General features: G+C 41.7%; 23 protein-coding genes and 1 pseudogene. 12 read left to right on the forward strand and 12 right to left on the reverse strand.

Annotated features, from left to right (window positions below; genetic code table 11):
- Nucleotides 1-78: 78 nt before the first annotated feature.
- A complete protein-coding gene (locus J2S25_RS07035; protein ID WP_044392215.1) occupies nucleotides 79-579 on the forward strand; it encodes a DUF3231 family protein in 501 nt (166 codons plus the stop codon).
- A gap of 50 nt (nucleotides 580-629) precedes the next feature.
- Nucleotides 630-1,847: an MFS transporter gene (locus tag J2S25_RS07040; protein ID WP_044392246.1), complete on the forward strand. Its 1,218-nt coding sequence runs from the start codon at nucleotides 630-632 to the stop codon at nucleotides 1,845-1,847.
- On the opposite strand, the gene J2S25_RS07045 is transcribed toward J2S25_RS07040, so the two are convergent.
- The gene (locus J2S25_RS07045) at nucleotides 1,848-2,510 is read right to left on the reverse strand and encodes a YitT family protein (protein ID WP_241768441.1); all 663 of its coding nucleotides are present in this window, start codon (nucleotides 2,508-2,510) and stop codon (nucleotides 1,848-1,850) included.
- 86 nt (nucleotides 2,511-2,596) lie between these two features.
- Here J2S25_RS07045 and J2S25_RS07050 point away from each other — a divergent pair, with 86 nt between their 5' ends.
- The 4 genes and pseudogenes from J2S25_RS07050 to J2S25_RS07065 form a co-directional block, all read left to right on the forward strand.
- Nucleotides 2,597-3,508 (forward strand): YIEGIA domain-containing protein, encoded by a 912-nt coding sequence (locus J2S25_RS07050; protein ID WP_044392213.1) that lies wholly within the window; start codon nucleotides 2,597-2,599, stop codon nucleotides 3,506-3,508.
- A gap of 4 nt (nucleotides 3,509-3,512) precedes the next feature.
- Nucleotides 3,513-3,725: a capping complex subunit for YIEGIA gene (locus J2S25_RS07055; protein ID WP_044392211.1), complete on the forward strand. Its 213-nt coding sequence runs from the start codon at nucleotides 3,513-3,515 to the stop codon at nucleotides 3,723-3,725.
- Nucleotides 3,726-3,913: 188 nt separating this feature from the next.
- Nucleotides 3,914-4,114: a cold-shock protein gene (locus J2S25_RS07060; protein WP_044392209.1), complete on the forward strand. Its 201-nt coding sequence runs from the start codon at nucleotides 3,914-3,916 to the stop codon at nucleotides 4,112-4,114.
- Nucleotides 4,115-4,286: 172 nt separating this feature from the next.
- Nucleotides 4,287-4,604, forward strand: a pseudogene (locus J2S25_RS07065) (DUF421 domain-containing protein); the annotation flags it as partial.
- A gap of 50 nt (nucleotides 4,605-4,654) precedes the next feature.
- Here the strand turns inward: J2S25_RS07065 and J2S25_RS07070 are convergent.
- On the reverse strand, nucleotides 4,655-5,548 hold the full coding sequence (locus J2S25_RS07070) for an oxidoreductase (protein WP_044392207.1): 894 nt from the start codon (nucleotides 5,546-5,548) through the stop codon (nucleotides 4,655-4,657).
- Between the two features lie 462 nt (nucleotides 5,549-6,010).
- On the opposite strand from J2S25_RS07070, the gene qoxA reads away from it, so the two are divergent.
- From qoxA to qoxD, 4 genes are read left to right on the forward strand one after another with little or no spacing between them, the layout of a single operon-like run.
- Complete coding sequence (gene qoxA, locus J2S25_RS07075) at nucleotides 6,011-7,021, forward strand: cytochrome aa3 quinol oxidase subunit II (protein ID WP_044392206.1); 1,011 nt, start codon at nucleotides 6,011-6,013, stop codon at nucleotides 7,019-7,021.
- Nucleotides 7,011-8,990, forward strand: coding sequence for a cytochrome aa3 quinol oxidase subunit I (gene qoxB / locus J2S25_RS07080; RefSeq protein ID WP_044392205.1), 1,980 nt, complete (start codon nucleotides 7,011-7,013; stop codon nucleotides 8,988-8,990). Before qoxA ends, qoxB begins: the two co-directional genes overlap by 11 nt.
- Nucleotides 8,980-9,585 carry a cytochrome aa3 quinol oxidase subunit III gene (gene qoxC, locus J2S25_RS07085; RefSeq protein ID WP_044392204.1) on the forward strand — a complete coding sequence of 202 codons (606 nt, stop codon included), beginning with the start codon at nucleotides 8,980-8,982 and terminating at the stop codon, nucleotides 9,583-9,585. The genes qoxB and qoxC overlap by 11 nt, the downstream gene beginning before the upstream one ends.
- 1 nt (nucleotide 9,586) lies before the next feature.
- Nucleotides 9,587-9,886: a cytochrome aa3 quinol oxidase subunit IV gene (gene qoxD, locus J2S25_RS07090; RefSeq protein WP_044392203.1), complete on the forward strand. Its 300-nt coding sequence runs from the start codon at nucleotides 9,587-9,589 to the stop codon at nucleotides 9,884-9,886.
- A 449-nt stretch (nucleotides 9,887-10,335) separates the two neighbouring features.
- Here qoxD and J2S25_RS07095 read toward each other — a convergent pair whose 3' ends face one another.
- From J2S25_RS07095 to J2S25_RS07130, 8 genes are all read right to left on the reverse strand, one after another.
- Complete coding sequence (locus tag J2S25_RS07095) at nucleotides 10,336-11,502, reverse strand: TraB/GumN family protein (RefSeq protein ID WP_044392201.1); 1,167 nt, start codon at nucleotides 11,500-11,502, stop codon at nucleotides 10,336-10,338.
- 134 nt (nucleotides 11,503-11,636) lie between these two features.
- Nucleotides 11,637-11,741: a small protein YxzF gene (yxzF, locus tag J2S25_RS20145; RefSeq protein ID WP_241768440.1), complete on the reverse strand. Its 105-nt coding sequence runs from the start codon at nucleotides 11,739-11,741 to the stop codon at nucleotides 11,637-11,639.
- 113 nt (nucleotides 11,742-11,854) lie between these two features.
- Nucleotides 11,855-12,649: a formate dehydrogenase accessory sulfurtransferase FdhD gene (fdhD, locus tag J2S25_RS07105; protein WP_044392199.1), complete on the reverse strand. Its 795-nt coding sequence runs from the start codon at nucleotides 12,647-12,649 to the stop codon at nucleotides 11,855-11,857.
- A gap of 63 nt (nucleotides 12,650-12,712) precedes the next feature.
- Nucleotides 12,713-12,853 carry a hypothetical protein gene (locus tag J2S25_RS07110; protein ID WP_157841618.1) on the reverse strand — a complete coding sequence of 47 codons (141 nt, stop codon included), beginning with the start codon at nucleotides 12,851-12,853 and terminating at the stop codon, nucleotides 12,713-12,715.
- 23 nt (nucleotides 12,854-12,876) lie between these two features.
- Entirely contained in the window at nucleotides 12,877-13,089 is a 213-nt protein-coding gene (locus J2S25_RS07115; protein ID WP_044392198.1) for a heavy-metal-associated domain-containing protein, read from the reverse strand.
- A gap of 12 nt (nucleotides 13,090-13,101) precedes the next feature.
- Nucleotides 13,102-13,599, reverse strand: coding sequence for a helical membrane plugin domain-containing protein (locus tag J2S25_RS07120; RefSeq protein ID WP_044392197.1), 498 nt, complete (start codon nucleotides 13,597-13,599; stop codon nucleotides 13,102-13,104).
- Nucleotides 13,574-16,555: a formate dehydrogenase subunit alpha gene (fdhF, locus tag J2S25_RS07125; protein ID WP_044392196.1), complete on the reverse strand. Its 2,982-nt coding sequence runs from the start codon at nucleotides 16,553-16,555 to the stop codon at nucleotides 13,574-13,576. The genes J2S25_RS07120 and fdhF overlap by 26 nt, the downstream gene beginning before the upstream one ends.
- A complete protein-coding gene (locus J2S25_RS07130) occupies nucleotides 16,548-17,417 on the reverse strand; it encodes a formate/nitrite transporter family protein (protein WP_084221744.1) in 870 nt (289 codons plus the stop codon). Before J2S25_RS07130 ends, fdhF begins: the two co-directional genes overlap by 8 nt.
- Before the next feature lie 97 nt (nucleotides 17,418-17,514).
- On the opposite strand from J2S25_RS07130, the gene J2S25_RS07135 reads away from it, so the two are divergent.
- The gene (locus J2S25_RS07135; protein WP_044392195.1) at nucleotides 17,515-17,733 is read left to right on the forward strand and encodes a hypothetical protein; all 219 of its coding nucleotides are present in this window, start codon (nucleotides 17,515-17,517) and stop codon (nucleotides 17,731-17,733) included.
- A gap of 182 nt (nucleotides 17,734-17,915) precedes the next feature.
- Here the strand turns inward: J2S25_RS07135 and J2S25_RS07140 are convergent, their stop codons facing one another.
- A complete protein-coding gene (locus J2S25_RS07140) occupies nucleotides 17,916-18,464 on the reverse strand; it encodes a GNAT family N-acetyltransferase (protein WP_044392193.1) in 549 nt (182 codons plus the stop codon).
- 181 nt (nucleotides 18,465-18,645) lie between these two features.
- Here J2S25_RS07140 and J2S25_RS07145 point away from each other — a divergent pair, with 181 nt between their 5' ends.
- Nucleotides 18,646-18,864 carry a hypothetical protein gene (locus tag J2S25_RS07145; RefSeq protein WP_044392191.1) on the forward strand — a complete coding sequence of 73 codons (219 nt, stop codon included), beginning with the start codon at nucleotides 18,646-18,648 and terminating at the stop codon, nucleotides 18,862-18,864.
- Between the two features lie 145 nt (nucleotides 18,865-19,009).
- On the opposite strand, the gene J2S25_RS07150 is transcribed toward J2S25_RS07145, so the two are convergent.
- The gene (locus tag J2S25_RS07150) at nucleotides 19,010-19,201 is read right to left on the reverse strand and encodes a hypothetical protein (RefSeq protein ID WP_044392189.1); all 192 of its coding nucleotides are present in this window, start codon (nucleotides 19,199-19,201) and stop codon (nucleotides 19,010-19,012) included.
- Nucleotides 19,202-19,203: the final 2 nt, after the last annotated feature.

Below are 19,203 nucleotides of genomic sequence, written 5' to 3' on the forward strand. Positions count from 1 at the left end.
AACAAAATAAAAAACATAAAAAAAATCAAAGCAGGTAAACTAACCAGAAAGTGAATTGAAGATTCGGAGGGAACATAGATGGGAATGTTTAGTGAAAAACCTGAAAATGAACCTCTACATTCAGGTGAAGTATTTAATTTATGGTCGCATCTTTATGCAACAAAAGGGTATATGGTCACACTGCAAATTTTTATCAATCATACTGGGGATCATGATTTGAAGGTTTTTTTAGAGGATTTGCTGGAGAATTGTTATAAGCAAGAGGAGCAGCAAACAGAAGCGATATTGAAGCAAAATGGAATCCGTCTTCCGCCAGCACCTCCTGCCCGACCTGATGTACAGGTGGAAGATATTCCTGCAGGTGCACGTTTCAATGATCCGGAAATTGCTTTATTAGTACAACGGGAATTGGTGGTCGGCAAAATAAAGGACAGTTATATAATGGGCATCGCAATCAGATCAGATATACCAGAAATGTTTGGTGAGTTTCATGTTCAAAAAAGTGAGTATGAAGACAAGCTAATGAAAATCATGAAAGAAAAAGGTTGGATTGTAGCGCCGCCAATCAATCTAAAATAAGAATTTTTCATAAAGGATGTGCAGGATTTTTGGCAAAAAAAAATAAAGGGATGCTGATTGCTGCCATCGGGTCTATCCCATTAATTATGACATTGGGGAATTCGATGCTTATCCCCATTCTCCCAAAAATGAAATCAGAACTAGGATTGACACAGCTTCAGGTTAGCTTAACCATTACCGTTTTTTCGGTTGCAGCAGCAATTTTTATTCCCATTCTTGGCTACTTGTCTGACCGATTCTCAAGGAAGATCGTTATCCTGCCAGCGCTGATTTTATATGGTGTAGGTGGTTTACTTGCCGGTTTTGCTTCTAATGTGCTGACGAATTCCTATATTTGGATTCTTATTGGCAGGACTCTCCAAGGAATCGGTGCAGCTGGGACCGCGCCGATAGCAATGGCGCTCACAGGCGATTTATTTAAAGGCGGTGAACAAAGCCGCGTTCTCGGCATTGTGGAAGCTTCAAACGGCTTAGGAAAAGTTTTATCGCCGATCATTGGCTCGCTGCTTGCAATTGTTGCCTGGTTTGCCGTTTTTTATGCCTTTCCGGCGATCTGTCTTATATCTATCATCCTCACCTGGATGTTCATTAAAGAAAAGCGAAATCGACAGGCACCTCCTCCATTTGAAAAGTATGTACATGGTCTAATGAATGTTTTTAAAATGGAGGGCAGATGGCTATTTACTACCTATCTTGCGGGTGCGACCTGTTTATTTACCCTATTTGGAATACTCTTCTATCTTTCAGATACTCTAGAGGTCCAATACGGCATTAATGGGGTCAAAAAGGGACTGATTTTGGCAATCCCTTTGCTTGTTCAAGGTGGTACTGCCTATATAACAGGCGCAAAAATCGGGAAAAACATGCTGGTGATGAAGCGCCTGACCGTTCTTGGTTTTCTGCTGATGACCTTGTCCTATGTCAGTTTAGTTTTTGTGGAAAAAATAGTCCCATTTTTGTTTATCCTGATCTTTAGCAGTATCGGAACAGGATTGGTACTCCCTTGTCTCAATAGTTTAATCACAGGTTCAGTTGGCAAGGAAATGCGCGGTTTTGTCACATCGCTATATGGCTCTGTGCGTTTTCTAGGTGTTGCAGTCGGTCCGCCTGTCTTCACTCGGTTAATGGATTGGTCGCGTACGGGTATGTTTCTGTCAATCGCTACTCTGACATTTATTGTAGGTTTGCTAGCAATTCTGACGATTCACGTTAGTAAGCCAAGCGGAGAAAAGGAGAAATATTCAGCCTTCCGATATAATTATGTTTAACTATTTTCTTCGCCAGTCTAAAGTGTATGCCTGATGAAAACGATAGTAATACACAATATCCACGATTTTCGTGGAAATCCATTGACTAATCAGTGCTTGCACAATGAGTTCGATGTTAATAAGGAAGCCAGTCATAATAAAAATACTGCTATTAATCCAAAAAAGTGCAGGACCGGGAAGCGAGTTTCTCCTTCTGGCAAGAATGAGGGCAATGACCCCGACACCACCATTGGAAACTCCTTCCCTAAGTAATATGCCGATTCCGGTTCCTAAAAAGATCGATCCGATGAGTAAATCAAACCATTCATTTCGGTTCACAGTCAGATAATATTGTTCACAAAACGCTACCGTTATTGAGGTTATGGTGATAGCAAGCATCGTCCATAATGCGCTTTTGTTCCCGAGGTATTTTGTGGCGACCACTAGCATGGAGAAATTGACGATCCAAAGAGCAAATCCCATATCAAGGTGAAAAAAATAATTTAATAGAACAGCTATTCCACCTGCGCCACCCGAAGGGATCGCGTGTGGAAATAAAAAAAGCCCCATTCCCAACCCTTGAATGGTTCCTCCTGCAACAACCAAACCGTTTTTTTGGAAAAAAGCGATCATAAGCGCATCCCATCTTTTTAAAGTATTAGATCTTTTTGGATAAGCTATCATTCATTATTATTCCTTTTGTCCATTTTATATGTATCAAAGATTTAAGCATGGAAGCTATCAAATGGAGGAAACAACGGAGTGACTATATGAAAACAGACATCATTTCTACCGAACATATTATCATGATCATAGTTGCCATTAGTACAGGGACCTGCGCCCGCATCCTCACTGTTAAGGAGGATTTTCGGCAATATCCCAGTTACCCTAATGGTTATCTTACGAACCTTGTGACTGGATTTGTAGCAGCAGCTCTCGGAGCCGTAGCAATTCCAGCTCTAATGACAAAGAACTTTATTGCCGTTACCTTCCTGACATTGGCCATCCAGCAGTTCCGAGACGTCAGAAAAGCCGAAAGAGAAAGCTTGAAAGATCTGGAAGATGCAGAATATACAAGCAGGGGAAATGCCTATATCGATGGAATCGCCAAAACTTTCGAGGCTCGCAATTATTTTGCACTGATCGTTTCATTCGGATCTGCACTGACAATGCAATTAATCAACAGCAAGATCATGGCGATTAATATCGTGTCAGGTATTATCACCGGTTTTATCCTTTTATTTGTACTGAAACGATTCTCTAAAGGAAAAACGATTGGAGACATAGCGGAAGTTGAATCAGGAATCATATCCCTTAAAAACAATGATTTATATGTTAATGGTATCTATGTAACAAATCTGCTTGGATCGGATGATGCATCGTCTTTATTTCAAAAAGAGGGAATTGCCGCTGTGATCAGTCCCAATGAGGAAAGATTCCGAATCACTTTGGATCATTTTGGTCAGCAGCAAGCTGCCTTGTTTGAAGCTACACGGACACTTGGCCTTAAACGCTACCACTATACAAGAAAGGATTTTGAAAATGGAAAAGTCATCATTACCTTTGTTCCCATACTTAAAGACGCCGACCGTTTAATCGAAGCAATCAAAAAAACTCCACTGCTTGAAAGTACAAAAAAGAACAAAGATGTTCTTAGCACTAATTTTGTTGGGAGGAATTAAAAATATGGGACAGGAAATAGGCGGAATTCCCCGATTTGATATCATTGCCTTGGTCACCCTTTCTAAAGACCGGGTGATCGGCGGACGGCAGCTAACCTTGCTTGCGGAGAATAAAGAAGAACAAGATGCAATCTCTCAGGAACTAGCAACAACGCTCAAGGGAGACATAGTGAAACTAACATTTGGCGACCAGATGGTGGTTAGGAGGACTCAATAAATCCCTTCGTTTTAAAATGGGTAAATAGAATGAAATCTCTCTTTTTCGTTTGCTTTTAACACCATTATTTGATATGATGGAGTAGAATTATTTTTGTTCGGTGTAAAGGATAGAAATTATTTCGTCTTAATGATCACTTTGGGCAAGGATAGTAACATTTGTGCGAATGGCACTAGGAGGTAAAAGTAATGGAACAAGGTACAGTAAAATGGTTTAACGCAGAAAAAGGTTTTGGATTCATCGAGCGCGAAGGTGGAGACGACGTATTCGTACACTTCTCTGCTATCCAATCCGAAGGTTTCAAATCATTAGACGAAGGACAAAAAGTATCTTTCGACGTGGAGCAAGGCGCTCGCGGACCACAAGCTGCTAACGTAACAAAACTATAATCGTTTTCTGAAAAGAAGAAGGTTCCTTTCGGAACCTTCTTCTTTATTATTCCAGATCCCATTCCTGCTACGGATTTCTTCCACACTCCCTCACTCACGGTTTTACATTTCCAACTTCAAACTCATAGAATATATTTTACCTGATTGCAAATAATTTAGAAAAAATGTCTTTTCATTAAGCGATGTCGATTATGCTATCTTTGAAACGGATGGAAAGCTTTCTGTTATGAAAAAACCGAACAAACAAATAGTTACGAAAAAAGATTTAAATATTGCCGTTACACAAGGTAATTTTGTTCCGCTTTCGACAGAACTCATAGCTGACGGTCAGGTCAATCTTCAAAATCTGGCTAAAATGAATAAAGATCAAAGCTGGCTCGTGCAACAGCTGCATCAATCTGGTACCAATTCATTGGATGAGGTGTTTTTTGCAGAAATCCAGCCTGATGGAACACTCTATATAGATAAAAGAGATGATTTGGTGCATTAAATAAATAGATGGTCCTGCCAGATTGAGCAAGACCATCTATTATAAAAAGCCTAAAAATGATAAAAAACATCTGTCATTTCTTCAGAAATGGACCACAATCTATTCATCGTTTCTATGTTATACACATTTGAAGCCGGTACTTCAATCGCAGGATTCCCCTTTCGATTCCCTCTTCCGTCCGGTCCGATGTACTCCCCGCCTTTAAGGCTGTCTTCCGTAGCTGCATAAATTGTTGGCAAAGAACCCTTTTCAGCAGGTTGTGTAATGAATTTCATCAGTCCTTTTATAAAAGCAGGTGTTTCTCCTTTTCCGAAATGAAATAGATTCGTATTTGATAATCCAGGATGGCAGGCAACACTTATGCTCTCTATCTCATGCTGTTTGAAGCGATTATCCAATTCTTTGGCAAACAAAAGATTTGCAAGTTTACTCTGACCATAGAACTTCATTGCCTTATAACCTTTTGACCCATCTAAATTGTCAAAATCAAGCTTTGCTCCTCTATGGGCAATACTGCTCAAAGTAACCACACGTGAACCCGGTGTGTTTTTTAATAGTGGCAGTAATAGTCCGGTTAAAGCAAAATGACCTAAGTGATTGCTGCCAAACTGAAGTTCAAAACCATCCTTTGTCTTTCCATAAGGAGGAATCATGACTCCGGCATTATTAACCAAGAGATTCAAGAATTCGAACTTCTCCATAAAACTTTTTGCAAAGTTGCGAACACTTTTAAGGTCAGCAAGGTCAAGCTTCATTATATTTACTTTAGCATTTGGATTTTCCCTCAAAATGGATTCCAAAGCTATCTGGCCCTTACTCTCATTTCGAACAGCTAGAATGACAAATGCTCCCTTTGCTGAAAAATACTTTGCTGCCTCAAAGCCGATTCCACTATTTGCACCTGTGATAACGGCTATCTTCCCTGATAAGTTGTCTGTTAACATAACTACTTTATTCCTCCATTCAAACGCGAGCCGAATTCTGTTAATCCGCCTCTTATTGTATCATAACTAGGCTTTTTAAATGGTTAATCCAACCCTATCCTCACCATACCAATTTCTGATATCAACATGTTCGTGAATGATTAATCAAAAAATCTACACAATTAGCTTTCATTTCCTCGTTCCCATTAAATTCATCCCTCCTAGCTTCCCTTTTTACGTCAATATCTGTTGTTAGAAATTCACGAAGATGCCAATTTTTGTTTTCATAATTTGTTCACAATTATCCTCAAAACTGTAACAATTGCCATGTTAGAATAGTTATAAACAAACATGTGTGATATTTATCACACTTTTTACCACAACTTACCGTTTATTTTGGAGAAAGTATGATAAATTTGTGAACTTATAAACATAAGTTTGTGATAAAATGTACAAGGATTAATTTTGAAAGGAGTTGCAGTGATGAAGAAATCAAAACTTTTTTTGGTCTCCCTCACCTCGATCATAACTGTGCTGCTGCTTAGTGGCTGTGAAAACAATATGGTAGTTTTCAACCCAGAGGGACCAATCGCAAGGCAAATTCTTGAGCTAATCAACTTTTCGATAGCTTTGTTGCTACTTGTTACAGTGGTTGTTTTTGGACTGTTCGCCTTTATTGTCTGGAAATACCGCGAGCGAAAAGACAATTTGGATTATGAGCCACCGGAAGAGCACGGAAGCACAGCATTGGAAATTATTTGGACAGTGATTCCTATTTTGATTATCGTTGCCTTAACCATCCCAACTGTCAAAACAATTTATGCAATAGACGAAATACCTAAAGGCTACGAAGATAAAAAACCGCTTGTTATTAATGTCACTTCCGCTGACTGGAAATGGATTTTTAGCTATCCAGAACAAGGGATTGAGACAGTTAACTATGTGAATATTCCTGAAGATCGTCCAATTGATTTTAAATTGACTTCCGCAGGTACGATGCAAAGCTTCTGGGTACCTGCACTTGGCGGCCAAAAATACTCTATGGCCCATGCCGAGACCCAGCTCTACCTTGTCGCTGACAACCCTGGCTCATTTGTAGGCAGAAATACAAACTTCAATGGCCAAGGCTATGCAGGAATGGAATTCGAAGTCCTCTCCCAGACACAGGAAGATTTTGACCAGTGGATTAAGGACGTAAAAGAAACGGCACCTAAAATGACTCTTGAAGAGTATGAGAAAATGCTGGAGCCATCACACTTCGGCCGCAAGACATTCTCCAATAGTCATCTTGAATGGGTTGATCATTCCGATCCTCACTCCAAGAATTACACCAACCCTGAATTGTATGACAGAGGACATGGCTGGCCAGGTAAAATTTTTGAAGACAAGAATAATTACAAGTACAAAAATACAGACAGTAACAACTCGGAAACGATGAATCAGAAAGACTCAGAAGCTGAGGATCCAAACGGAGGTGGGCACAGTGGGCATTAAATGGGATGAATTTTTCGTAACCGGCGATCCACTGATTTTTGCTTCACAGATCGGGATTGCTCTGTCGTTAGTTGGAGCAATAGCCGGAATCACTTATTTTAAAAAATGGAATTACCTTTGGACTGAATGGCTGACAACTGTTGATCACAAGAAAATAGGTATTATGTATATTTTGCTTGGTGTCGTGATGTTTTTCCGCGGCGGAGTTGATGGATTGATGATGAAAAGTCAGACAGCAGTTCCGGAAAATGAATTCTTGAATGCACAGCATTACAATGAAGTTTTTACGACTCACGGTGTCATCATGATCTTGTTTGTTGCGATGCCATTGTTGATCGGTCTCATGAACTTTGCAGTGCCATTACAGATAGGTGCTCGGGACGTTGCTTTTCCTCAGCTAAACGCACTTAGTTTCTGGCTGACTGCAAGCGCTGCTGCGCTGTTTAACCTTTCATTCATTATCGGTGGTTCCCCAGATGCTGGGTGGACTTCCTACTTCCCTCTTGCCGGCAAAGAATTCAGTCCAGGCATCGGGAATAACTTTTATGCTGTGGCTTTGCAAATAGCTGGTGCTGGAACTTTGATGACCGGTATTAACTTCATAGTTACAGTGTTAAAAATGAGAACCAAAGGCATGACATTGATGAAGATGCCAATGTTCACCTGGACTTCGTTCATTACATCGATCATTATTGTTGCTAGTTTTCCTATTTTTACAGTTGCGCTAGCGTTGATGACATTTGACCGCACATTTGGGGCACACTTTTTTACCATTTCCGGTGGCGGGATGGATATGCTATGGGCAAACCTGTTCTGGTTATGGGGACATCCAGAAGTGTATATTGTCGTCCTGCCAGCGTTCGGGATGCTGTCAGATATTATCTCTACATTCGCCCGCAAAACGCTTTTTGGTTACAAATCAATGGTCGTTTCCATTGTGCTGATATCTGTTCTAAGCATGCTTGTTTGGGTACACCATTTCTTCACAATGGGCAATAATGCAGCTGTGAACTCCTTTTTCTCGATCACAACAATGGCAATTGCGATTCCAACTGGTGTGAAGGTGTTCAACTGGCTGTTCACAATGAGAAAAGGACGGATCAAGTTTACGACTTCCATGCTTTGGGCACTTGCATTTGTTCCAAACTTTGTGATTGGCGGAGTGACAGGTGTCATGCTTGCTATGGCAGCAGCTGATTATCAATATCACAACACGTTGTTTCTGGTTGCACACTTCCATTATGTTTTGATTCCTGGTGTTGTGTTCCCGATCTTTGCTGGCCTTTATTACTGGTGGCCGAAAATGTTCGGCTACATGCTGAATGAAAAAATCGGAAAATGGCATTTTTGGCTATTCGTGATTGGCTTTAATGTTACATTCATGCCAATGTTCTTCTTAGGGCTTGATGGTGCAGTCCGCCGTGCATACACCTACTCTGCTGAAACTGGCTTTGGGCCACTGATGCTACTTTCTGCTGTTGGATCGATCATTCTTGCAGCAGGGTTTGCCGCTCTTGTATATAATATTTACTGGAGTGCTCGCCATGCGGACCGCAATATTGGAAATGATCCATGGGATGCAAGGACACTAGAGTGGGCAACTGCTTCTCCTGTCCAACAATATAATTTCGCTTCCCTTCCTGAAGTAACGAAGCTTGATGCGTTCTGGCATATGAAAAAGAACAATGAACTTCAGCCGCTTTCTGAAGATGAAGTGGAAGAAATCCACTTGCCAAGCAACACATGGATCCCGATTTACATGGGTGCAGTGTTCGGAATCTCAGGATTCCTGCTTGTATTTGAATGGACAATTGCTGCGGGCATTGCCGCACTTGGAATTTTTGTCGGATTGGCTTTCCGCTCGTTTGACTATGATGAAGGCTTCCATGTTCACAAGGATGAGATCTCTGAAACTGAACGCAAATGGAGAAAAGGCGGGAACAAAGGAGTGAAGAACCATGTCAGCTAAAGTTAACGCCGCTTTGCCGCTCGAATACCAAACAGAACAAAATAGAATGAATATTCTTGGCTTCTGGATCTTCCTTGGAGCAGAAATAGTACTTTTCGCTACTCTTTTTGGCGTATATGGTGTCCTTAGTGAACGCCATGCAGGAGGTCCAGGACAGAGTGATCTCTTTATCGTAAAAGACGTTTTGATTCAAACCTTCCTGCTATTAACGAGCAGTTTTACGATGGGAATTTCGATTTTTGAGATGCGACGCAGCAATAAGAAAGGCATGTTGATGTGGCTTGTCTTTACATTATTACTCGGCGGTGGATTCTTATTCATGGAGATCCGCGAGTTCATAAACTATGTACATGAAGGCGCAACGATGCAAACAAGCGCATTCCTTTCCAGCTTCTTCGTCCTGCTGGGAACGCATGGACTGCATGTTACGATCGGGATCGGTTGGGCTATCCTGCTGATCATCCAAATGCTGCAAAGAGGGTTGACTCCAGTGACTGCCCGCAAGACGTTTATCTTCGGGCTTTACTGGCATTTCCTTGACGTCGTTTGGATTTTCATCTTCACTTTCGTATATTTAAGAGGGTTGGTGATGTAATATGGATAATCATTCTAAGGGCTTCCCAATCAGTCATGTCATCGGATTTTTCATGTCGCTTGTCTTGACGTTCGGAGCAGCATGGATTGCTCTGCAAAGTTCCCTCTCCATGACGGCCGTTATGTGGATCATTGGAACACTGGCAGTTATCCAAGCCGGTATCCAGCTATATATGTTCATGCACATCAACGAAAGCAATGATCGAATCGCAAACAATATCAATATTATCTATTCAGCGTTCATTGCAGTGGTTATAGTTGCAGGCTCTATCTGGGTCATGACGTCCGGACATTCGCATTAGAAACAAAAACCAGGCTCTCACTGAGTCTGGTTTTTTTGTTTTGATTTTAAAGATCAACCGATAAGTCTATGCTATTTCCCTTTTATGTCCTTTAATTAACCTAAGCTGAGGAATCCTCCCTTCTTTTTTAAACAAAATAAACATCCCAAAATTAAAGACAGCTAGACACAGTGACAGGATAACATGTTGGAATCCATGCGAGACCACCGCCAAGAATCCGCTTACAATACAGTAAATACCAACAATGAAATAAAAGTACATAAGAAGTTTCCTCACTTCTCATTCCTCCACTTTTTCGTTTGTACTGTTAATATTAACAGAATTTACGAAAAAATGTCACAAAATGTTCATATTTAATCTTGTTTTTTCACATTCTCTTCACTTTTTCTTTAGAATTATTCGTCAAGCCACAAATAAACGGAACCTGTTAATGGTTCCGTTCCGTCATTTTATAAATTTTCTAGAAATACCCGGATGACATCGGCACCACCAATGAAAGTTCCGATGGAGCTACCAAGATTGGCAAGGACAACAATCAGCAAAATACGGCTGACTTTATTTCTCCAGAACCCTTTTACACTGAAAACATCCTCGGAAAGGGATCCGAAGTCCTTCACGCTTGGCCTGCGGATATACGCTTGTGTTAGCCCGGCAAACCAGCCTGCTGCAAGCAACGGGTTCAACGATGTAATCGGAGCTACTAGAAATGCAGTCAGGATGGTTAACGGATGTCCCATGGCAATGGCTGCTCCCAGAGCTGAAAGGCTCCCATGCCATAGAATCCAACTGAACGTCTGGGAAAAACCCGCAGAAGGATTAGCTAAAAATGTATAGACGATGATTGCCAGAATAAACACTGGAAGACTCCATCCGATGATTTTTGGCCAGTTGGATTTTGGCGGAACCTCCCTTAGTTTTTTCAGGTCATGGTCTTTTTTAATCTGTTCCTTGATGCCAGGTATATGGGCTGCACCAAGGACAGCAACAATTTTTTGTCCTGGTGCATCCTTAATTTTTTGAGCTAAATATTGATCGCGTTCATCGATCAACGGCTTTTTTAAACGAGGAAAAGCCTCGGTAAACTCATTTAGCATAGCGTTGATTGTATCCTGTTGCTTCAGCTTTTCAAGATCTTCCTCAGAGATGCTGTCTTTGCTGAAGATGCTGGTGATAACTTGACTAAGCAGGAGAGCCTTCCCTTTTAATCCTAGATTGCCCCAGATTCGTGAAAAAGTAATCTGAATATTACGATCAGCTAGAATAAGCTGGGCACCGACTTCCTTTGCTGATTCAATCCCCTGAATCATTTCCTGGCCTGCTTTGATGCCAAGTTCCCTCGCCATTCGATTTTGGAACGAAGAGATAGCTAAATTCATCAGTAACAACGAGGCCTTTTTTTCCTTAATGACCTGAATGATATCCATTTCCTGCCACTTAGAGCCTTCCGTAATCGTTTTATAACGCTGTTCATCTAACTCCACACATACGGAATCTGGCATCTCAGCCTCGATAACTTCCTTTACCTGCTCTGCGCTGTGCCTCGATACATGCGCCGTACCGATTAATATGTATTCCTTGCCATTCATTTCAATTCTCGTTATATGATCCTCAACCATAGATACCTTCCTTTAAAAACGAAAAAATTTATTTTATTTCATTATTATAACATGAACAACGGGTCTAAATAGATATTATACATAGAAAGACCGTACATCGCCATTTTTCAGACATTGTACGGCCTTCATTGGTTTTATCTGGAGGAAAGTTTGGAAGTTTTCCTGCTGTCCATTATTTTCTTGACGATCGGATATAGAACAGGTCCCCATTTGATAGCTGTTTTTAGTAATTTACTCATGAGACATCCCTCCTCATTCTTACAGGTTATATACCCAGATATCAATGAGGACAACCGTGTATATTTTGGGAAAAACTTAAACTATCCAAAAAATAACTTCCAATTCCTTTGGATTAATCCAAGAATACTCTTTCCTGTCCAGTGTACACATTAAGGGATTCATCTCGAACAAAGCCGATTGTAGTAATGCCCAGATCCTCTGCAAGCTTTAAGGCCAGTTCTGTAGGCGCAGATTTCGATAATACAATCTCGCAGCCAATTTTGGATGCCTTTAGGAGGATTTCCGCAGAAATCCTCCCGCTAAAGGCAAGAACTTTGTCCGAAAGTGGAATGCTGTTTTTCAGGCAGTGACCATAAATTTTATCCAAAGCATTATGCCTGCCAATATCCATTCTTGAGATTATTACTTTATCTGATTGGCAAAGTGCCGCATTATGAACTCCTCCCGTATTTTGAAACACTTGGGATGATTCCTGCATGTCCTTCATCAAAGAAAAACATTCCTGAGATGAAATCGTTACTCTTACTTGATCCATCTTTTTCGCAGTCAGAGCATCGTTAATAAAAACGTAGCCCTGCCTTCCTGCTCCACAACAGGATGTAATATATCTTTTCCCTTGGAAAGTAAGGTAATATGGATTGATCTTTTTCGTTTTAACATGGGCTGTGCCAGACTTTTCTTCTATCCAGATCGTTTCTAAATCCTCATACTTTCGAATCACGCCTTCAGATGCCAAAAAGCCGATGACAAGGTCCTCAATAAAATCAGGTGAACAAACGATCGTAGCAAACTCTGTGCCATTGATTTTGATTGTCACTGGGTGTTCTGTAACAATACTGTCTTCCACTCGTTCTGCAAGTCCATTTCCGTACCGGATGATTTCCCGTTTCACTTCAATAGGTTCCATCGTCTGCCACCTCGGTTCAGCTTCATTTGTCGCTCGACCTATTACCCGCAATTGCTTCCGCGATCAATATGCCCAATCTCCTAACGGCTGAGTTTTCCGATCCTCACGGCAGCTGTCGCAAACATGGAGCATCACAGCTTGGAACAGATCTTCTTTGTATTCTTCAAAGCCTTCTTTTCTCCCGCAAACTTCGCATATTCTCATCTTTGTCACCTCTTTTAATGTAGTTATTCACTAATCAGATCAAAACCGGCTTCCCGCACCGCCTGTTTAAAGTCTTCCTGTGAAGACATTCTTTCGTCGAATTTGATGGTAACTGTTTTGTGCTGCGTGCTTGCTTCTGCCTGGGAAATTCCCCAGACGTCAAGCATCGCTCCTGTCAATTTACGAGCATCTTCGTCGGAATGTAAATTACTGATTTTGAAAATTTTTTCTTGCACAGTGACTCCCCCCTATTCGCGTTTTTCCCTGCTCCTTAGGAAGGCCTCCCCCATTCCCTCCATAAAATCTACCATCGTGGTCATCGCAGCCCGGATTGCTGGACTTCGTAGCCTGATTCTCATTTTCCAGAGGCTTTGCTTCTTGCCTTGTTCTCCAGTTTGCGACATTCGCTTCAACCCAAGCGTAACACCATTTAAAAGGGTCTCAAGCTGGGCTGGCTGCAATCCGCCAAGAAATTGGAACAATCCGAAACCGCTTTTAATGACATTGTGCACGGCAGGCTGATTGACCTGTTGCATGGCAATGACTCCCACCTCATTTCGCTGCTTCAACAATGCTCCTGCTGTCTCAAAGACTTTCATTTCATGAAGTTCTTTCGCCATTTCAATCATTGACAGGACGGCATCCTTATTGTCAGCCAGCGACTTCAAGATTTCTTCCGCTGCCTGAGCTCGTTCTTCCGTTTCATTCCGGACCTGTCTACTAATTAGCCTGATCGCTTTCGCCATAAAATCCCTCCTTTAAGTCATCTATTTCTGAAATGGGTGTATAGTCGGAGCGCTGCCATTTTTCCTCTACCTTCACGCTGATCTGCGGAATTCGATTGCCATAACGGTGGTTATGTTTCGGAAGCGGCGGCACTCCTGAAAGTTCTAACACCACCATTTTCACTCCCATTTCCTTATAGGCAGGAGTATGGGTAATGATATCGTGATAGCTGCTTGTCAGCCTGTTCACAGCCTCGTTATCATCGGCAGTATTCATTGGCAAATACAATTCATGCCCTTTTACTCTGTCCGTTACAATAACCCGAACTTCAACATGGCCATACGGCGAAGTCAGCCCGACAAGTGCTCCATCCTCGAGACTTCGTTCAGCTGCAAGCTCAGGTGAAATCTCGAGCCATACATCAGGTACTTTGTGCACAATCCCCTCGGTTTTGTTAGTCATATTGCCTTCGTGGAAATGTTCAAGTATGCGTCCGTTATTGAGATGCAAATCAAAATCCGCGCCAGGGTCAAATGGTATAGTCCAATCAACAGGCACGAGCCTTGCCTTTCCATCTGGGAAAGCGAATTTTTCGGTATAAAGCAACGGAGTGTCCGTTCCATCCGCTTTTACCGGCCATACAAGCGATTCCCATTCCTCCAGTCGTTGATAGCTAACTCCCGCGAATAGATTGGCAAGCTTGGCCGCTTCGTCCATAATTTCAGAGGGGTGCTGGTAGTTCCAGTCTGCTCCCAGTCGGTTTGCTAGTTCCTGGAAAATAAGCCAGTCCGGCTTTGAGTCTCCCAGTGGTTCAAATACTTTGTAGAACCTCTGAATCCGCCTTTCAGTGTTCGTGAACGTTCCATCCTTTTCTAAACTTGGTGCAGCAGGTAACACAACATCCGCAAATTGAGCGGTTTTGCTGAAGAACATATCTTGGACTACAAAGAAGTCGAGTTTTTCAAAAGTTGAATGGACATAGTTTGAATTGGCGTCCACTATGGCCATATCCTCGCCAAATAGATAGAGTGCTTTCATCTTCCCTTTGCTAATGGCCTCCACCATATGATGGTTGTCATAACCAGGATTTTCAGGCAAATCGACTCCCCACGCTGCCTTATACTTAGCCCGGACTGTCTCATCATTTACCGGCTCATACCCAGGCATCCATGGTGGAAGTGTCCCAAAATCACATGCTCCCTGGACATTGTTATGCCCCCGTAATGGATAAGCTCCTGTACCGGTCCGCCCATAGTTTCCAGTTACCAGCAGCAAATTGGAAATAGCGGTGCTAGTATCCGATGCCCCCATATGCTGCGTAACACCCATAGCCCAGAGGATCGAGACTGATTTTGCTTCCTTGATCATTTTGACAAGACGAAGCAGCTGTTCCATAGTGAGACCGGTTTTTTCCACCGCATATTCAAGGGAGAATTTTTTAAGCGACGACTTGTATTCTTCTAAACCATTGACACGCTCTTGAAGAAAACTTGCATCCTCCCAGCCTTGATCAAGAAAGTATTTGGCAATCGCATTCAGCATGATGATGTCAGTTCCTGGCTTTGGATGAAGAAATAAATCGGCACGCTCTGCCAGTTCATTCTCCCTTAAATCCACGACGACAAGCTTTTGTCCATGGAGCTTGTGGGCACGCTTGATTCTAGTCGCTAAAACAGGATGTGATTCAGCCGGATTAGCGCCTACTACGATGACAAGATCAGAAGCCATGATATCTTCCATGGTTCCTGAATCTCCGCCAAGGCCTACAGTCCGCATCAATCCAGTCGTCGCTGGAGACTGACAGTATCTGGAGCAATTGTCGACATTATTGGTCCCCATGATTCCACGGGCAAACTTTTGAAACAGGAAGTTTTCCTCATTTGAGCATTTGGATGAAGCGATATAGCCAATCGCATCTGGACCATGCTCTTCTTTAATTTTAGATAGATTTTCGGCAATCAGGGAGAGTGCTTCATCCCATGTTGCTTCAACAAATTCTTCCCCTTTCCGAATGAGCGGTTTTGTTAGCCGTTCTTCACTGTTTACGTAATCCCAGCCGAATTTTCCTTTTACACAAGTTGAGATTCCATTAACTGGAGCTTCTGTTTTCGTCTGAATCTTCAAGATTTCCCGGTCCTTCGTCCAGACCTCGAAGCTGCATCCGACTCCGCAATAAGTACAGACTGTCTTTGTCCGTTTAATTCGAGCCTTTCGCATTGCTGCTTCCACTTCAGATACAGCAAAAATTTCACGATATCCAGGTTCCACTTCTTTGGTCATATCGATCATTGGGGCTAGTATATTTGGAGCAATCCCCGTCAAAAATCCAGCATTGCCAAGCATTGATTTTTCCATGAGAGCGTTACAAGGACATACATTCACACAATGTCCGCAGGAAACACAAGAGGATTGGTCGATCGGAACGTCATTGTCCCATATAACCCTTGGCACTTCCCGGCTCCAGTCAATCGTGAGGGTTTCATTCACCTGAAGATCCTGGCAGGCTTCCACACAACGTCCGCAAAGAATGCACTGATCAGGCTCGTAACGGTAAAAAGGATGAGAATTATCAGGTGGATACGGTTTTGCTTCAAATGGGTACTTCTGATGGGCTAGTCCCATATCTTCTACTGTGTTATGGATTGTGCAGTTGCCGTTGTTATTATCACAAACGGTACAATACAGTTCATGATTTTTAAGAATTCTAGACATCGCCTCATACTGGGCTTTCTTCACTTGATCAGACACCGTATCGATTTTCATCCCTGGCGCGACCTTCATCGTGCAGGACCGTGTCAATTGCCCATCCACCATCACATAGCATGTATCACATGTCTGGATGGTTCCCAAGTCTGGATGGTAGCAGACGCCAGGAACAAATACCTCTTCCGCCCTTGCGACTTCTAAAATTCGCTGTCCCTCCACGGCATTGTATTCTTTGCCGTTGATTTCAATGGTAAATTTTGAATTACTCATTTCCTTGCCTCCTTAATCCTGCTTTCGGGAAGGTAAACCATTTTGTTCCCGCATGGTTTGGCTTTCGCTTTGATTCCTTCTGGGATTCCGTTTCCATAGTTCCACGGTAAGCAATCCAATAAAACATCGAGACAAATACAGAGCCCCCTATTGCATTGCCAAGAAATACCGGAATAAAATTCCTGATAAAATCAATCCAGCTGTAATAGCCAGAGAAGATTGCTGCTGGAATGACGAACATATTGGCGACAACGTGCTGGAAACCAATCGCAACAAACGCCATGATTGGAAACCAGATCGCCAGGATTTTACCGCCGATATCCTCGGCACCGTATGCAAGCCAAACAGCTAAGCCAACTAGCCAATTACAGCCAATTGCCGAGACGAGTGATGGAAAGAAACCATCTTCTAGTTTCCCGCCGGCAATCGCCACCGTTTTGTCAAGGTAAGGGCCAGCAGATGTCAATTCCGCAACCTGGCCGAAGAAATAAGCAATAAACAAGGCTCCAATAAAGTTAAATATAGTAATCCAAAACCAATTCTTCAATAGTAATCCTAACGAAATTCGTCTTGACAAATAAGCCATGGAAACAGCCATCATATTTCCTGTCAACAGCTCCCCGCCACCAATGATGATCAAAATAAGTCCTACAGGAAAAACAGCCGCACCGATCAATGAGTTAAGGGAACCCCATTCCTCTGGCAGACTGGCAATAACCCGAATATCAAGCAGGTAGCCAAGGGATATGAAAGCTCCGCCGAGAAAACCTAATACGAGTACACTTGAAAAAGGAAGATTCGCTTTTTTCTGTCCATTTTCAACGGTCAGTTGTGCAATTTTGTAAGGTGGAAGGTATGCCACAGAACATTCAACTCCTTTTCATTTCTCTAAATAATATTTACATTACAGGGAAAATTATTTAGCATCAGACAATATTTTAAAAAAATGAGGTGATTTCATGGATACCAACCAATTGCTGCAACGTGTTCAAACAATGATTCAGTCATCAGCCAAAAAACCAAAGTATATGACCATCTCAACCGTAAAGGTTGCAGATCTATTTGGAGTCAAACCAGAGGAAATCCAAAAAGGGTTGGATGCTTTAGTAGAGGAAGGATATTTAAAACAGTCAAAACTCGACAGTCCGCCTTTTCATGATATCTTTTTGCTGCCTTAAATAAATGACTCTTGGCTTTTTCAATTTTAACAACACTAAAAACCTCAGAGTATGGTTTCTCTGAGGTTTTTTTGTGTGCAGAAGTTTACATAATAATATTATGGTTACTTAAAAACTGTTTTATAACCAACTTGGCGGAAAATTGACCAGACCGGATTTTTTAAAATGTTTTTTTTTCTATTTTATTGATGTTTATCCCACTCGTCAGCTAAAACACCGTATACGATGAGATCTACATAATGATCGTACAACCATTCTGCCTGCCTGATTCTTCCTTCCTTCACAAATCCTAACCGTTCGGGAATACTCCTACTCTTTTTATTTTCCTCCGCTGCCCTGATTTCTACTTTATTCAACTTTAGAAGTTGGAAAGCGTAGTCAGTCAATCCCTTAGCCACTCTGGTCATGATTCCTTTTCCCTGATAGTCATGCCCTAGCCAATAGCCAATGTACGCTGTTTTGTTTGACCAATTGATGTTATTAAATCCAGCAGTACCCACAATTTCGCTTTTATATATAATCACTGTCGTTAAGCTTCTGTTTTCGGCATAACCTAACATCGAGCCCTTGATGAACTCCCTTGTATCATCAACAGTCACTGTAAAATCAAGCCATGGCAGCCACATTTTTAAATATTCCCGGCCACTCTCGGTTAATTCAAAAAGTCGTTCTGCGTCATTCAATTCTGCCTGCTTTAATGATAATTCGTCATCTATTTTGTATAAAAACATTCATACTCCTCCTCGTCAATTCCTAACAAAGTATTATTCGACAAATCACTCATTTTTCCTTTTATAACTGTTTCAGAAAACTTTCTGCCACCTATTAAAATTCGTACTACCAATCTGTTCTAAACCTAGCAACCCGTCCATAAATTAGTGATAGGAATTTATAGAAAACAGGTGATTTGCTATGTATGTTGTCCATTTTTTTGAAAATAGAAAGGAGCTTCTCAATCAGCTCCGCCAACAGATTCCGACTGTTGGGGATGATGTGAAAATCAAGGGATGGAAAGGGAAAGTTACCAAAGTAGTGGCAATTGACGAGAAAACATTCCATGTACAGCTAGCACTTGAATCGAAAACGAAACCAGTCTTAGCTACGGATCCTGGTAAAAAGAAGAAACGGTAACAAATGAAAACCACCAATGTGAATTGGTGGTTTTCATTTGACAGCTTTGCCCCTGCTCCCGCCGAATCTGTCAAAATAACATGGTTTTCTTGACAACTTTTCGCTCAACTTCCCCAAACCTGTCAAAATAACATAACATCACTTTCTATACCATATTATAAAAAGTGGAGAATCCAAAAGGATCACCACTTTTTATAATAATACTACCCGCTCGGTCTTTTTCCGATATGCAGCTGCCGACCACGCTGTCTTGGTTAATCTGTCTGCCTTGTGTGGATGTTCTAAAAAGAACTGCAGCATTTTCTATATGATGATATATTAAGAATATATCCATCATTC

The organism is Mesobacillus stamsii, from assembly GCF_030814065.1.
Lineage (GTDB): Bacteria > Bacillota > Bacilli > Bacillales > Cytobacillaceae > Mesobacillus > Mesobacillus stamsii.